The sequence below is a fragment of the Thermoproteus sp. CP80 genome (assembly GCF_002077075.2).
In the GTDB taxonomy this organism is placed as follows: domain Archaea; phylum Thermoproteota; class Thermoprotei; order Thermoproteales; family Thermoproteaceae; genus Thermoproteus.
In genome coordinates this window covers 1-14,429 of the sequence record NZ_LCWM02000019.1, presented here as the reverse complement: position 1 = coordinate 14,429, position 14,429 = coordinate 1, and the positions used below count along the sequence as shown (strand labels likewise).

The 14,429-nt window shown below is 63.7% G+C and carries 12 protein-coding genes; 6 read left to right on the top strand and 6 right to left on the bottom strand.

Translation table 11 applies throughout. The features are described from left to right. The first annotated feature begins 11 nt into the window (after window positions 1-11). From B7L68_RS05155 to B7L68_RS05135, 5 genes are all read left to right on the top strand, one after another. The gene (locus tag B7L68_RS05155) at window positions 12-1,298 is read left to right on the top strand and encodes an MFS transporter (RefSeq protein WP_081246631.1); all 1,287 of its coding nucleotides are present in this window, start codon (window positions 12-14) and stop codon (window positions 1,296-1,298) included. Then, window positions 1,295-2,965: an AMP-binding protein gene (locus B7L68_RS05150; protein ID WP_081246615.1), complete on the top strand. Its 1,671-nt coding sequence runs from the start codon at window positions 1,295-1,297 to the stop codon at window positions 2,963-2,965. Before B7L68_RS05155 ends, B7L68_RS05150 begins: the two co-directional genes overlap by 4 nt. Continuing rightward, on the top strand, window positions 2,949-4,055 hold the full coding sequence (locus tag B7L68_RS05145) for a CaiB/BaiF CoA-transferase family protein (protein WP_081246614.1): 1,107 nt from the start codon (window positions 2,949-2,951) through the stop codon (window positions 4,053-4,055). The genes B7L68_RS05150 and B7L68_RS05145 overlap by 17 nt, the downstream gene beginning before the upstream one ends. Then, complete coding sequence (locus B7L68_RS05140; protein ID WP_081246613.1) at window positions 4,052-4,879, top strand: CoA ester lyase; 828 nt, start codon at window positions 4,052-4,054, stop codon at window positions 4,877-4,879. Before B7L68_RS05145 ends, B7L68_RS05140 begins: the two co-directional genes overlap by 4 nt. A gap of 191 nt (window positions 4,880-5,070) precedes the next feature. Further along, on the top strand, window positions 5,071-5,280 hold the full coding sequence (locus B7L68_RS05135; RefSeq protein WP_081246612.1) for a hypothetical protein: 210 nt from the start codon (window positions 5,071-5,073) through the stop codon (window positions 5,278-5,280). Between the two features lie 25 nt (window positions 5,281-5,305). Here B7L68_RS05135 and B7L68_RS05130 read toward each other — a convergent pair whose 3' ends face one another. Genes B7L68_RS05130 through B7L68_RS05110 form a run of 5 tightly spaced genes read right to left on the bottom strand, consistent with a single transcriptional unit; the run spans window position 5,306 to window position 9,713 of the window. Then, window positions 5,306-5,812: a hypothetical protein gene (locus B7L68_RS05130; protein ID WP_081246611.1), complete on the bottom strand. Its 507-nt coding sequence runs from the start codon at window positions 5,810-5,812 to the stop codon at window positions 5,306-5,308. Further along, complete coding sequence (locus B7L68_RS05125) at window positions 5,809-6,939, bottom strand: DUF58 domain-containing protein (RefSeq protein ID WP_081246610.1); 1,131 nt, start codon at window positions 6,937-6,939, stop codon at window positions 5,809-5,811. Before B7L68_RS05125 ends, B7L68_RS05130 begins: the two co-directional genes overlap by 4 nt. Further along, on the bottom strand, window positions 6,927-7,853 hold the full coding sequence (locus B7L68_RS05120; RefSeq protein WP_081246609.1) for a MoxR family ATPase: 927 nt from the start codon (window positions 7,851-7,853) through the stop codon (window positions 6,927-6,929). Before B7L68_RS05120 ends, B7L68_RS05125 begins: the two co-directional genes overlap by 13 nt. After that, window positions 7,850-8,686 carry a hypothetical protein gene (locus B7L68_RS05115; RefSeq protein WP_081246608.1) on the bottom strand — a complete coding sequence of 279 codons (837 nt, stop codon included), beginning with the start codon at window positions 8,684-8,686 and terminating at the stop codon, window positions 7,850-7,852. The genes B7L68_RS05120 and B7L68_RS05115 overlap by 4 nt, the downstream gene beginning before the upstream one ends. Beyond that, a complete protein-coding gene (locus B7L68_RS05110) occupies window positions 8,670-9,713 on the bottom strand; it encodes a hypothetical protein (protein WP_081246607.1) in 1,044 nt (347 codons plus the stop codon). Before B7L68_RS05110 ends, B7L68_RS05115 begins: the two co-directional genes overlap by 17 nt. A 416-nt stretch (window positions 9,714-10,129) precedes the next feature. Here B7L68_RS05110 and B7L68_RS05105 point away from each other — a divergent pair, with 416 nt between their 5' ends. Continuing rightward, entirely contained in the window at window positions 10,130-11,503 is a 1,374-nt protein-coding gene (locus tag B7L68_RS05105) for a hypothetical protein (protein ID WP_081246606.1), read from the top strand. 270 nt (window positions 11,504-11,773) lie between these two features. Here B7L68_RS05105 and B7L68_RS08655 read toward each other — a convergent pair. Next, a partial coding sequence (locus tag B7L68_RS08655; protein ID WP_081246605.1) for a hypothetical protein occupies window positions 11,774-14,429 on the bottom strand: 2,656 nt, incomplete at its 5' end.

Here is a 14,429-nt window from a genome sequence, read left to right as displayed (position 1 = left end):
GCCGTACGTCCATGGCCGAAACAGAATTCAACGATGCGCTAAAGGTGGCGATCTCCGCGAATCTCGGCTGGGGCTTCGAGCTGTACGACCTAATCGCCTATGTCTACGCGGCGCCCTATATAGCTCCCCAGTTCTTCCCCAAGGAGAGCTACACGGCGAGCCTTCTCGAAACGTTGCTGGTCATGGTCCTCGGCTACTTCGCCAGGCCTCTCGGCGCCATCCTCTGGGGCCATATAGGGGATAGGATAGGGAGGAAGGTCACCTGGTTCGTCGTGCTGTTCGGCATGGGGCTTGTCACCGTCTTGATAGGCTTCCTGCCCACCTATGTGCAGATAGGCATTGCGGCGACCGCCCTGCTCGTATTGCTCAGGATGCTCCAAGGCGTATTCCTTGGGGGCGAGTGGGCAGGCGGTTTGACCGTAACGTCCGAGTTCGCTCCCTCCAACATGAGGGGGCTTCTCGGCGGGATCGCGCAGGGCGGCGCGGGGCTGGCCTCCGTCTTCGCGGCCGCCGCGGTGGCCCTCGCCACGGCGCTTGCCCCCACCAAGGACGCCATGATGTCGTACGGCTGGAGGATACTGTTCTGGTTCGGGGTTGTGCCGCTGATAATCGCCCTCTTCGTCAGATGGAGTATAGGCGAGAGCGAGATATGGCTCAAGAAGGGCAAGCCCGCCGTCGAGCGCGTGCCGTTTCTGACGCTGCTAAGGAAATATTGGTTCTTCGTTATCGTGGCCACCCTCGTCATATTCGGCGAGTCGTTGATATACTACGGCTCCATAGGCTACTTCGGGACTCTGCTACCGTTGCTCGGCTATGGAGGAAACGCCGTGGTGCTGGCCTCGCTGGCCGCCGGGCTGGCCTGGATGTTGCTCGGCCCCCTCTTCGGATATATCAGCGATAGGCTCGGCAGGAGGAAGGCCCTCCTGGCCGCATATTACGCGATCGCCGCGTTGGTGCTCCTGCCCATCTGGATGCTTATAGCCGGCGGACAGCTCGTCAATCTAGTCGTCGGGGCCGCCCTCATGGGCGTGGTATTCTCCTCGCAGTACTCCGTCCTGCCCGCATGGCTGGCCGAGGCCATCGAGACCAAGGTCAGATACAGCGGAATAGGCTTCATCATAAACCTCGGCGTGGCGTTCAGCTCGTTCGCGCCCTCCATAAGCACGTACCTCCTGAAAACCATAGGGCAGTCCTACGGCACGGTGGCCGCCGTATCGCTGGTGACGATAATAGGCGCCGTCGTAGCTCTGGCGTTCGTCCTCATGTCGAGAGATAGATGTTGCCAGGAGCTTTTATGAAAGAACTGGAAATAGACTTGAGAAAATACCTTTTTTCTTCATATAATGAAATATATATCAATTTTAAGTGGAATATTCCTGAGTATTTCAATATAGGATACGCCATAATCGATCGAAATATGGAGAAGGGCTTGGGCGATAGGCCGGCTATCTATTACCTAGACGACGAGGGGGACAGGCGCGTGCTCACCTTCGGCGATTTGAAGAGGCTTTCGGACGGGCTGGCCTCATCCCTTAGGGACCTAGGGGTGGGGAGAGGCGACGTCGTAGGCGTATATCTACAGCCGCGTCCCGAGGTCGTCGTATCGCTCGGCGCCATCTACAGGCTGGGCGCCGTCGCTCTCTCCATCTCTCCGCTCATAGGCATCGAGGGGGTTGAGTATAGGTTGAGGCACAGCGGCGCTAAGGCGCTGGTCGTGGAGGGCGCCAGGAGGGATGTCGTCGACGGCGCCGCCAAGATAGACGGCTTGAGGGCCGTCTACGTGGTGGGCTCAGAGCCCAGGGGCGGCAAGGAGTACTCCCTGGAGGACCAGTCGAAGTCGGGCGGCCGCGTCGATGTGGCCGCCACCAAGAGCGAGGAGCCGGCCCAGCTTTTCTACACGTCGGGCAGCACGGGGCCTCCCAAGGGCGTCCTGCACGCCCATAGGTTCCTGCTGGGCCACATACCCACCTACCAGCTGTATTTCGAGCTGGCCCCTCGGGAGGGAGACGTGTTTTGGACCAACGCGGACTGGGGGTGGATAGGGGCGCTGGGCGACGTGGTCCTGCCGTCTCTATATTTCGGGATGCCGGTGTTGGCCTACAGGAGGTCCAAGGGCTTCAGCGCCGGCGAGGCGTTGAAGGCCATGGAGGAGTACGGTGTGACGGCCGCCTTCATCACGCCCACCGCGCTGAGGATGATAAGGAGGGAGTACCCCCAGCCCCTGAGGGACTTCGGGCTGCGGCTGAGGGCCGTCAGCACGGCGGGTGAGGCGCCGGGGAGGGAGCTCGTCGAGTGGGCGCTTCAAGCCTTCAAGGCGCCCGTCAACGAGTTCTACGGATGCACAGAGGCGAACCTGGTGGTCACGAACCACTCGCTCTGGGCTAGGCCGGGCTCCGCGGGCAAGCCCGCGCCGGGCCACGTCGTGGACGTGGTCGACGAGGACGGGCGGCCGCTACCGCCGGGGTCGGAGGGCTTGATAGCGGTCAAGCTGCCGGACCCCGCGGCCTTTCTAGGGTATTGGAAGAACCCCGAGGCCACGGCGGCCAAGATAAGGAACGGATGGTTCATAATAGGCGACGCGGGCGTCAAGGACGTGGAGGGCTATATCTGGTTTAGAGGCAGGGTGGACGACGTAATAAAGGTCGCCGGCTACAGGCTGGGGCCCGAGGAGGTGGAGGAGGTCATAGCCAGACATCCGGCGGTCCTCGAGGCGGCTGTGATAGGCAAGCCCGACCCCATCCGCGGCACGATAGTCAAGGCCTTCGTCGTGTTGAGGCCCGGCGTGGAGCCGAGCGAGGAGGTCAAGAGGGATATTCAGAACTTCGTGAAGAGCAGACTGGCCGCATATGCCTACCCCAGGGAGATCGAGTTCTTGGACCAGCTCCCGAGGACCGAGACGGGCAAGCTCAAGCGCTACGAGCTGAGGCGGAGGGAGATGGAGAGGGGGAATGTACAGAGCGGTTGAGCTCGGCCACGTCATAGCGGGCCCCTTCGCCGGCCTCCTCCTGGCCCAGCTCGGCTTCGACGTGGTCAAGGTGGAGCCGATAGGCGGCGACCCAACGAGGCGCGACGACGTCATGGGCGACTCCATATTCGTCTTCCTCAACAGGGGCAAGAGGTCGCTGGCGCTGGACTTGAGGAAGCCCGAGGGGAGGGAGGTGTTCCTAAGGCTGATAGGGAGGAGCGACGTGCTCGTGGAGAACCTAGCGCCGGGCGCCCTCGAGAGGCTGGGGCTGGGGAGCGACGCGCTGTTTAGAGCCAACAGGAACTTGGTCCATTGCTCCATAAAGGGCTATCCCTCCGGGGGCGCCAAGAGCGGCTGGCCGGCCTTCGGCACGTTGGTCGAGGCGGTGAGCGGCGTCATGTGGAGCAACGGCGGGGCTAGGTTGCCCGCGTCCATAACGGACATGGGGGCTGGGCTCTACTGCGCCCTGACCGTGCTCTGGGCTCTGCTCGGCCGGAGGCAGGGCCGCTACGAGGTGAGCCTCTTCCAGAGCGACCTGGCGTGGCTGGGGTACTACATGATAGCGTTGCAGACCCTCGGCAAGGTCTTCGAGGCGTCGGGCGACAGGCTCCCGTTCTGGGCCCCCTACGAGCTCTTCAAGACCGCCGACGGCCGGATATACATAGCGGTGGCCAACGACGCCATATGGGCCAGGCTCTGCAAGGCGTTGAGGACCGAGGCCTGCTCCGACCCCAGATTCGCCACAAACGCCGGGAGGGTTCAGCGCAGGGAGGAGCTCCACCGCGTTCTGGAGGCGGAGACGTCGAGGTACGGGACCGACGAGCTGTTGAGGCTCCTGCTCCAACACGACGTGCCGGCGGCCCCCATGCTCGACATCAAGGCCGCGGCGGCCGACGAGGACGCTCCGTGGGATCTAACGAGCGCGGGCGGGAAGGCCGGCGTCCGCGTGCCGAGGCTGCCGCTCCCCGGCTCGCTGGACGGCGCCAGGGCCCCGGAGGTCGGGGAGCACAGCCGCGAGGTGTTGAGGGAGCTCGGCTACGGCGAGCGGGAGATAGAACTGTTAATTGGGCGCGGGGTCGTCAAGCCGTGATCCGCAGGTCCCAGCTCTACGTGCCGGGCAACAACGAGAGGATGGTCAGGAAGGCCGCCGCGGAGCTCAAGCCCGACTCGGTTATTCTCGACCTGGAGGACTCCGTGCCGCCCGAGGAGAAGGGGAGGGCGAGGGAGATCTTGGCGAGGCTGGTCCAGGAGCTGGACTGGGGCGGCAAGGAGCTCTGCGTCCGGGTGAACCCCCTGGACACTCCGTATTTCTATGCGGACATGGAGCTGGTCGCGAGGCTGGATGCCGTCAAGTGCGTGGTGGTCCCCAAGGCCGAGGGGCCGCTGGACTTCATCCACAGGGGCACCGGCAGGTCGGTGGAGCCCTTGATAGAGACCGCTAGGGGCCTCCTCGCCGTGGAGGACGTCGTGAGGAGCGAGGGGGTGGAGGCCGTGTCCTACGGCGTGGCCGACTTCGCCCTCTCGGTGGGAGGAGACCACAGGGCCTACGTGGGGAACCAGACCATAAGGACTCTGGTCGTGGCCGCGGCGGCGGCCTACGGGGCCGACCCGATAGACAGAGTCTTCTTCGACCTGAAGGACCTGGAGGGCTTCAGACGCGAATGCCTCGAGGCGAGGGCGCTGGGCTTCGTGGGGAAGCAGGTCATACACCCAAGCCAGATACCCATAGCCAACGAGGTCTTCAGCCCCTCGGCCGACGAGGTGGCCTGGGCCGAGAGGGTCGTCTCGGCCTATGAGGAGGCCCTGAGGCAGGGGCGGGGGGCCATCAGGCTCGACGACGCCTTGATAGACAACGTCCACTATAGGCTGGCCAGGCGGATACTCGAGAGGGCCAGGGAGGCTCAGCGCCGGTAGTGGCCCCTCACCGCTCGGCACATCCCGCACTCAGCACAGGAGGCGCGAAGTTTATATTTTAAAGATGTCGCGAAGCCGTGATGAGTCAAGGGCGCTTCCGCTCGGTGAGGATCACGGCGAAGTGCTGACGTAGGACGGGGAAAATATCAGTTTTAACTTACGGCTCCTTATACGGGCCGGCGCGCATATCAGTGGATTTCTGGCTGCTGCGCCTCCGCGGCGGCGAGGTGTCGAGAGGGACTCCGCCCTTCAGAGCGCCTAGGCTTAGATGCGCCAAATGCGGCGTCGAGATGTCTTGGGAGGAGGCGAGCTACATAAGGATATCCGAGGGGCGCGTCGTCGCGTACTGCCGGGCCTGCCTAGCGGAGGATCTGAGGGCCGTCGGGCTGAGGATGGTCTGATCAGACCTGCCGTTCCCATCACCCCTCAGAATCTCCGACCCACATCACGCCTCCTTCCTCCCAGGGACAATATTAGGATTGCTGCGAGGGATATCGCCGACAGGACCAGGGCGACCGCCGCCGGCATGCGCGGCAGCGACTCGACGATGAAGTAAAGGGCGTACGACGCCGCAAGCGCCGCGGCGGACCACAGAGACACGACGAGCCCGGCCCTCGAAAACGCCGCCTCGACCCGGGACACGTCGTAGCCCCTCATGGAGAGCCGCCTCCGAAACTCGTCGAGCTTGTTGGCGTACAGCGACAGAAAGGCCGCGGCCTCGGCGAGGGGGGCCAGGAGAGGCTGGGGGGACGCCGCCAGCAGCGCCAGGGAGGCCATGTAGGCCGCGGCCGCCAGGACGCCGCTGCGGCGCAACGCGGCGAGGCCGACCGCCGATAGGGCCGACGCGAGAAGGGCGAGCGGGGCGAGCTCCAGGAGGCCCGACGCGAACAAGATCGCCGTGATGGCGGCAAGCGACGCCGCTATGGACCTCATAGGCGGGCCAACGCGCGCGAGGGCGGCTCGAGCGGCGGGGACCACACCAGCTTGTCGGCGCAGAGGACCCTCCCCCTCCTCTCGGCGAGGAGCCTCGCTATCTCGGCGAAGGGCCCTCTGGCCGGCGAGACCTCGATCACCACGACCCTCCTGGCCCTCAGACACAGCTCCTCGATGTACTCCGGCTTGGGCCTACAGGAGATGTAGATATACGTGTCGGCTCTGGGCGGGGCCGGGCTACGTCGAGGCGGCTTGAGGTCCAGCCTCATCAAGGCCTCGCGGATGAGCTTGAGGCCGGCAGGGGAGTCCGTGGGCGGCAGCGAAACGCCGTCGGGGACCACCAGAAGCCCCACGGGGAGCCTGGCGTCCACGGCCGCATGCGCGACGCTCAACGCCATGGACGCGCCGTGGCCCACCGAGTCCGCCCTGCAGTGCGAGCCGGCGTCCAGCACTATGTAGAGCGTGCTGTGGCCCTCCCTCAGCTTCTCGTTGACGTAGAGAGCCCCCGTCCTGGCGTAGGCCTTCCAGTTTATCAACTTATAGGGGTCCCCCGGCCTGTACTCCCGCACCTCGAGGAACTCGGCCGAGTGGGGGCCCGCCAACGGGCCCGGCGCCCTCGGTGCGCCGAGGCTCCTCGCGGCGGCTCTGAGGCCTGCCTTGGCCAGATAGGGCCTCACCTCGACCTCGCCCACCGGCGTCCGCCCCCGCACCGGCCGCGACAAGGTCAGGGGATAGAAGGCCCACTCCAGATCCGGCGGCTCGTAGCGGCCGGGGAGCCCCGCCAGCGCAGTCGCCGAAGCCGACGACCTGCCGGAGAGATACAGGGCGCCCGTCGGGGGCTCCACGGCGACAAGCCTCCTGTCGTCCAGAGCCGAGTACAGGAGGAGGCCGGGGACGTTCGACGAGGCCTCTATCCTCAAGGTCAGGGGTTCCTCAACCCTCAACGTCCTCTGCTCCACGTCGGCGGAGACGCTCACCCGCCACTCCCTCCCGTAGGCCAGATGGAACGCCGCCAGCAACGCGGCGGGGAACACAGCGGCTGGCAACAGCTCCAGCCTGCGCGTGAACACCGCCAGCGCGAGGGCGAGGACCTCGAGGGCGACCGCGTAGCGGGCTATCGCCTCCATCTCGGCACCGGTATCTTGGCGAGGTACTCGCGCACTAGATCCCGCGCGTCGACCCCCTCCAGCTTGTACTCGGGCCTTAGGTATATCCTGTGCGCCAACACGTCGACGGCCATCGCCTTCACGTCGTCCGGCACGACGTATCTCCTGCCCTGGACGAGCGCGTATGCCCTGGCCGCCTTCAGCAGAGACGTCAAGGCCCTCGGGGAGGGCCCCGCGGCGACCCTCCTGTCGCGCCTAATTGAGGCGAACTGGGCCACGTAGTCCAACAGCTCGTCCACGACCTCCACGTCCTCCACGGACGACATGGCGGCGAGGACCCCCTCCTTGTTCAAGACCGCCTTGGCGAGCGCCGAGGGGTCGTCGGAGCGCCACGCGAGCCTCTCCTTGAGGAGCCTCCTGTCGTCGGGGTAGCCCAGGGAGATGCGGAGCATGAACCTATCCAGCTGCGCCTCGGGCAACGGGTACGTGCCCTCCAGCTCTATGGGGTTCTGGGTCGCCAAGACCAGGAAGGGTCTGTCCAGCTGGTAGGTCTCCCCCTCTATGGTCACCTGCAGCTCCTGCATGGCCTCCAGCAGAGCCGCTTGGGTCTTCGGAGGGGCTCTGTTTATCTCGTCCGCGAGGAGGACGTTGGTGAAGATAGGCCCCTTGACCGTCTCGAACTCCTCCCTCTCCCTGCGCCACACCTTGGTCCCGACTATATCGCTGGGGAGCAGATCGGGGGTGAACTGTATCCTCCTATAGGAAAGGCCCAGCACCTTGCTGAACAGCTTCGCCAGCAGGGTCTTCCCCACGCCGGGAACGTCCTCTATGAGCACGTGGCCCCCCGCCACGAGGGCCGCCAGTATCTTCTCCATGGTCGATCTATCCCCCACGTAGTACCGCGAGATCTCGTCCACGGCGCCCGCGAGGCTCATGGCGACCCCAACCTCGCCAGGGCGGCCTCCAGCGCCCTCCTCCTTTCCCTCTTGCCCCTAGCCCTCTTGAGCGCCAGGGCCTCGCCCACGGCCGCCTCCACGGGCAGCCCCGCCAGGGCGTAGGCGTAGGATATAACGGCGATTATGGCCTCCGCCCGGCCTCTCTCCACGTAGGCCTCGGCGGCCTCTCTGAACCTCCTGTCGTCGGCCGCGATGGATATATTGGCCGGCGCGGGTATATACTCATCCCCCTCCCCGCCGGCCGCCGCCAACGCGATCGCAGGCACTCCGATCAACGCGAGGTATATTATATCGTTTGAGGCCTCCGCGGATAGAGGGGACGCGAGGAGGGACGCGGCCAACATGACGCCGACCGCCGACAGTGAGAGGCCGGCCAGCCTGGCCGAGCCGCCGGCCCGCCCCAGGACGCTCCCCGCGGCCAGCAGAAGGGCCGGGATCCAGAGCGACTTGATCCAGCCGGGGAGAAACGGAGCCGTCAGAAAGGCGAAGGCCGACGCGAAGTAGAGCGCCCGCGACGCGGCGAACAAGCCGAGGGACCCGCCCGCCTCCGAGGACCTGGAGAGGCCGTAGCCAGCCGCGAGCAGGGGAAGCGGCTCCACCGCCCACGCGGCGCCGACAACGAAGAAGTTGACGACGCCCCTGACGGCCAGATAGGCCGATGCGGCCGAGAACGCGGCCGATTTAGCTCCGCCCAGGGCTCTGGCGATCAGCGCCAGCGATAGGGAGAGGGAGAGCTCGGCCAGGGGCAGAGGCAGAAGCGGCGCGAGCAACGCGGCGGCCGCCGCGGCGGCGTAGCTATACGCGGCCCGCATGGCCCCTAAGCCATCTGTAGAACTTGGCGAAGTCCCAGTAGTCCAGAGGCAGATCGCTGTAGGCGGCCCTCTCGAACACCTCGACCACGTCCGGGGGAGCCCCCAGCTGGGCCATGATCTCCCTGGCGGTCATCCAGCCCGGAGCCGACTTGAACGCATCGTGGAAGGAGTTGGCGACCTCCCTATGCAGGTCGGAAAACTTGACCAGTAGGGCCTCCTCCTCGCCGCCCCGCCTCGCGACTATCCGGGCCAGACAGGGGCCATCGGCGGAGAGGACCAGGGCCTTGCCCGAATGGGCTACGGCGCATCCAGACGCCTCTAGCGAAACCCCCTCCGCGGCCGGCTCGACGGGGAGAGGCCTCCCCAGAGGCCACACGGGAGGCACGTCGTCCAGGAGAGGCCACTTGACGAGCCTGGGCCCGACGGGCGGAGGCAAGTCGGCCGAGACGTCGGGAGGACGCGCAGGTATGGACGGCCCGACGGCCGCGGGAGGCCCCGGAGGCTCCGCAGGTCGAGCGCCGACGGCGACGGCGGAGGCGGACTGCTCTGCCGCGCTCTGCCCGCGCCGCATGCCGATCAGCAGGGCCGCGACCGCGAGGACCGCGATGAGGGCGAACGCGATGGGGATGTTGAGAACCGGCGTGGGGCCAGCCCCGAGGGGCGCCCCTCCGCCCCCTCCCCCGCCTATGGCTGGGGCGGCTGACGTGGGCGGAGCGCCGGTCGGCGACGTCCTGTTTGGCGGGGGCAGCAACGGCATTACGCCCAGCAGATGCGCGAGGAGCCGCGAGATCTGGTAGGCGAGCCACTCGAGGGCGGCCAGGATGAGGTAGATGAGGGCCAGGAGGTAGCCCAGCAACGGGCCGGAGATGCGTAGGCTCAAGGCCTCAGCGGGCGACAGGAGCACGGGCATGCCCGAGCTCAACGGCAAGCCGCCCAGGCCGCTCCGCACGGCGAGGGAGGGCGAGAGGAGGGAATACACCGAGTACGCAAAGACGGCGAGGAGCGCCAGGACGGCCAGGCGACGCATCAACGCATCCCGCGTAGAGGTTAAAAAACGATCCGCCGCCGGCCGCAGGTCGGCGTTTTGGACGACGGATCGGAGAGGCGAGGCGGATGGCGCGGTCAACGGGGCTATCGGCCCGCCGGGATTCGAACCCGGGACCGCCCGCGTTCTTGGGCCGTGTTCATGCAGGGCATGGGGGGATTGTTCTCTGCTAGCTCGGGGGCGTCTAGAGGTCAGCTCTCTGGCTTCGTCTTGTTGAGTCTCGCCGTCATGAAGCGAGCGCCGCAAAAACAGTGAATTACGTCTACAGGCATAATTGTACCTGTGAATCTGTATCTGTCAGCCTTTATCTGTTGAGAAAAACTTTATATAGTAAACAACTGTAAGAGGAGCCATGGAGTCAATTATAGTTCAACATGCACCGCGGCGTTTAACACGTCATGGATAGCGAAATTAAACAACGTCTAGAATCCGCGCTGAGGCCTGTTGAGAAGCCGCCAACTATCGAAGAGGTGCCTAAGCATGTCTCCACCCGCGGAGTCTTGCGGGGGTCGGTGGACTGGGTATTCCAGGCATGGATGCTGTACGTCGAATACGCGACGCAGGAGATCATAAAGACGTTTCGGCTCTCGGAGGAAGAAAGGAGCCAGCTCCTTGACTTCAGAGACACGCTGAAACGGCTCCTGCTGGAGGCGTGGAGGCAGGCCAAGGAGAAGCTGACGACGCTGTACAAGGCCGTCGCCGAGGGCACGTATAAGCTGGAGGGCAACAAGCTGTACGCGCCGGACGGGACGTGGATGCATGTAATAGGGGACTCCACTCCACACATTCCAATCCGCGGCATAACAGCTAAGACACGTTTTCCCGATCTGCTGAAGCTTCCGCGCGAGAGGCTTGAACTGCTTCAGCTGGGCTGGAGGGCAAGCGATGAGGGCAGGCACAAGAGGCAACCTTACATGGGCACTACACAGCCTTGGCAGGTGTTCGCCTGGGCGGCGGCGAGATACGGAGAGCTCTACACATGTGTTCTCTCGACCAACTTGACGCATGAAGGGATAAGCATTGAAGTGTACATCAAAGCGAAGAGCTGGAGGCAGAAGTGGAGTAAGGACGAGGCGATAAGTCTAGTCGCGGACTACCTCAGACGCGGAGAGTGGACGCCCATGCTCACCATGTGGTTAGGAGACGGAAAGGCAAGGTGGCGAAACATCTTGCAAAGCAAGTACGAGCTACTAGTCGCAACTAAGGAGCCTTGGAGGCTGGGCATCCGCAAGGGCGCATACGAGGCCCTAGTCGCCACTGGCAGAGAGGCGTTTGTAAAGCTTAGGGAGGCGGCCGGCGTATACGGCGAACTGCTGGATCTGCTGAAGGCCCACAAGTGGATCTACATAAAGCTAGCCACTGACGACGGCTTTAGAGCCGCCGCCAAGCAGAATAAGAAGAGCATAACTGTGGAAGGCGTCGTGATGTATCTGCGTCTCGTCAGCGGTAGGGGCGGCTCGCTCTTGGCCGAGCACTACACCCGCAACTTAGGAAAAGCGTTCGCTGTCGCCGACAAACTAAAGGCGGCAGGGTTTAGGCCTAATGTTGTGAAATCCGGCCCCAACTATGTGGTGTATATAGCCACAGCCGACCTCTTGAGACTGGCGGAGAGGGACGGCGAAATAAGAAGGGCCGTAGCGCTGTATCTCACCGAAAAGGCGGAGAACGGCACGCCGAGGCAGAGGGAACTCGCTAGGAAACTCCTGCAAAGACACCCTCTTTTTCTATCCTCTCAATCGCCTCATCGCCTTCTCGACATCGCCATGCGTTAACCAACGCCGAGCTTGACCGATATGTGGAACTGTAGAACCGATTACAACCAATATGCGGAATCAATCAATGTTTGGTCGGATTGCGCCGAAGACGGCCAGAAAACTCATGGATCGGCCCGCCGGGATTTGTGGGCGGGTTTCCCCTGAACCCGGGACCGCCCGTTATAGGCCTGGGGGTTCGGCGTCCGTCTGTCCCCCCAGGGGCTGTCTACAGCCGGGCGCTCCTCGGCGCAACGGTTCGTGGGGGCGTGTCTTTGTTTCTATGTATTTTTAAGCTTTTTCGTGTTGTTGGAGTGTTTTGGCGGTGTTGGGGTCTCGTTGCGCGAGCCTTTGGAGCAATTGACGCGTTATTACTAGGCGTCTTCCTCCCTCGGTGATTTGTATATGCTCCCTCCACTGCTCAAATTCGTGGCCCAGCATCTCTCTCAGCTTGTCCTCCAGCGCCGTCTTTATCTCCGCGATCAGCTGCGGGTCGCCGTATTTCTCGGCCCTAAGGCCCTTGCCCTTCTTATGCACGAGCCCGAGCCTGACCCCGCCTATGTTGACCGCCTTGGCGCCGAGGTCGAGGCGGCGCAGCGCCTCCTCCGCCGCCTTCCTCCTCTCCTCGTCCCCGGTCTGCGCCGCGTGTTCAAGGTACCGCTTTACGGCCTCCTTCTCCTCCGGCGCGAGCTTCTCGAGCTCGTCCTTCGGCACCACCACCTCGAAGCCGCCTCCGCCTCTGCTTACCACAGAGGCGTTTATGCCGGAAAGCCTAAGCCGCCGCCTAAACTCCTCAGCCTCCTCCAACGCAGAAAACCGCGCCACGGCGTTTATAGTAGGTAACTTCTTTCCTTCTTTCATCACATACGTCAGTCTCAGCTTCATCGACGCAAGCCCATCCACAAGCTGAAACACAACCCTATCCACAGCCTTTGGCGTCGCGGTTTTCGGCCTAGGTAGCTCTTCGCGCTTCGCCGCGGCTTTCGGCTCGACTGGCCTAGGTAGCTCTTCGTGTCTTGCCTCGATTTTCGGCTTGATCGGTCTCTCTGGTTTTGCACCTAGCCTCGTTGCGATTATGGGCTTGGCGGCGGTGCGCGGCGTAGAGAGAGCTTCCAGTCTCTCGATGGCCAGCTTTACGGCTTCGTCTACCTCCGCCAGCTTCCTCAGCGTTTTTTCGTCGAATACCACGTCGTAGCTTGGGCCACGGCGGACGACCTTAGGCGCGGAGTCTATGCCTAGTTTCTCCAGCTCTCTCCACGCCGCCTCTGCGTACCTCTCCGCCTCCTCCCTGGTTTTAAACGGCACTTTGCCCTGCAGGCCCTTGGCCAAAGACAGCTTTACGTATCGGCCAGTCAGCTGGAACCCGGCAAGGCTCCCCGCCGCCAACCTCTTAAACGCAAACCACTTATGAGAATGCAAAACGTCGAGCAACACACCAACGCCGGAGAGATACATCTCCGCGACGGCCTTGGCGTACAGCTTGGGAGCAAGCCGAAAGACAACCATTTTCCGCTTTAAATCAACGCTAATATCCCCCCTCCCCTCAAAGAGGTGCATCCGTTTTCTTGATACAGATATCACTAGGTTGCCTCTCTCCACTGCGCCGTCGCCGAGGTAATACGCCACCAGCGGCAAAGGATCCCCGGCGTCGAGATGCTTAAGGACAAGCCTAATCGTGGAGGTCTTAATATCTCGGCCCTCCAGCGGCATTTGGTAGATCGCCCGTCCACTCTCAGCTACGGATAGCGTCGAACCCCCGCTAATTAGCCGTAAATCTCTTGGAAATGCAGTTAATTCTATCGAAGCTCCTCCCCTCCTTAGTACCACATTCTGTATGAGTATTCTTATTTTCCCTGGCTTTGTGATGAGCCACGCGTAAAGTTGCCAGAGCTGTGTTGTATACATCAATGCAAAGCCGTGTGGTTCACGCGATTCGTCTGACGCCAGCCAGCCGATGTGGAGGCGCTTGGCGTATTCCTCCGGCAGGAGGCGCGGGATCTGCACCTCTGCCGAGAGGCCCTCGAGGGCCATCGTATACACGCCGCGCTGGTCAACGGAGACGCACTCCTCTCCGCAGATCCTTATCATCTTGCCCGTAGGCGTGGCCTCCAGCCGGAACTCCCCGCCCTCCAGCGCCTCCAGCATCTTCTCCACAGACTCCACGCCGACTTCCCCAAGCCGCTGGGCCATCGACCTCAACGCGTCGAACAGCCCGGAGTCCCGCAGCGCCTTCAGCATCTCTAAGCCTCTCGCCACTGCCTCCTCCGCCGTTGTGTTCAGCCTCAGCGCCCTTATCCACCTCTCCGCCTCGCGCCTAAGCTCCTCCCGCTTAGCCGGGTCGGTCAAGTAGGACTCCACCCCGTCTATATACGCCTTCCACAGCCTCGCCACGTCGCCCACTTTAGCCGCCGTCAAGACGCCGCGTCTGGCCGAGGCGGTTAAGGCGTCGTACTGGACGCCGCTGGCGCCTCTGACGGCCTCCAGCCTCCTCCTAACTTCGTCGACTACGGCCTCGGAGACGGCGACGACGCGGAGCTCCGCCCCGCCGCCGGTGAAGAACAGCGCCGGCGCCACGTAGGCGGAGCCAGCCCTAGAAAGCCAAGCCTCAAGCTCCTCCGGGCTCCTGGCGACTATCCACCTTTCTTTAACCTCTCCGCTCCGCGCCTCCACCTTCACCGGTCTGAAGTAGATGGTCCATCCCCGCGTCTTCACGGCGCAGACCCCCTCGGCGCATATCCTCACGGCGCGGCCGGAGGAGTAGTCGGCATATCTCCCGCCTTTCACAGCCTCAAGCCACCCCTTCAGCATCTCGGCGGCGCGGGCCACCGCGGTTTTAACCTCCCCGCTCCTCAGGCCCGCCAGCCACCTCTCCACCTCAGCCGACGCGGCGCCGCCGCCCGGCACAAGCGCTCCGCCCAACACGCCTTCAACCAGCCTAACCGCCTCG

Bases quoted from the DNA above. Each gene is read 5' to 3' on its own strand.
- B7L68_RS05155 (WP_081246631.1), top strand. From the start codon at position 12: ATGGCCGAAACAGAATTCAACGATGCGCTAAAGGTGGCGATCTCCGCG.
- B7L68_RS05150 (WP_081246615.1), top strand. From the start codon at position 1,295: ATGAAAGAACTGGAAATAGACTTGAGAAAATACCTTTTTTCTTCATAT.
- B7L68_RS05145 (WP_081246614.1), top strand. From the start codon at position 2,949: ATGTACAGAGCGGTTGAGCTCGGCCACGTCATAGCGGGCCCCTTCGCC.
- B7L68_RS05130 (WP_081246611.1), bottom strand. From the start codon at position 5,812: ATGAGGTCCATAGCGGCGTCGCTTGCCGCCATCACGGCGATCTTGTTC.
- B7L68_RS05125 (WP_081246610.1), bottom strand. From the start codon at position 6,939: ATGGAGGCGATAGCCCGCTACGCGGTCGCCCTCGAGGTCCTCGCCCTC.
- B7L68_RS05120 (WP_081246609.1), bottom strand. From the start codon at position 7,853: ATGAGCCTCGCGGGCGCCGTGGACGAGATCTCGCGGTACTACGTGGGG.
- B7L68_RS05115 (WP_081246608.1), bottom strand. From the start codon at position 8,686: ATGCGGGCCGCGTATAGCTACGCCGCCGCGGCGGCCGCCGCGTTGCTC.
- B7L68_RS05110 (WP_081246607.1), bottom strand. From the start codon at position 9,713: ATGCGTCGCCTGGCCGTCCTGGCGCTCCTCGCCGTCTTTGCGTACTCG.
- B7L68_RS05105 (WP_081246606.1), top strand. From the start codon at position 10,130: ATGGATAGCGAAATTAAACAACGTCTAGAATCCGCGCTGAGGCCTGTT.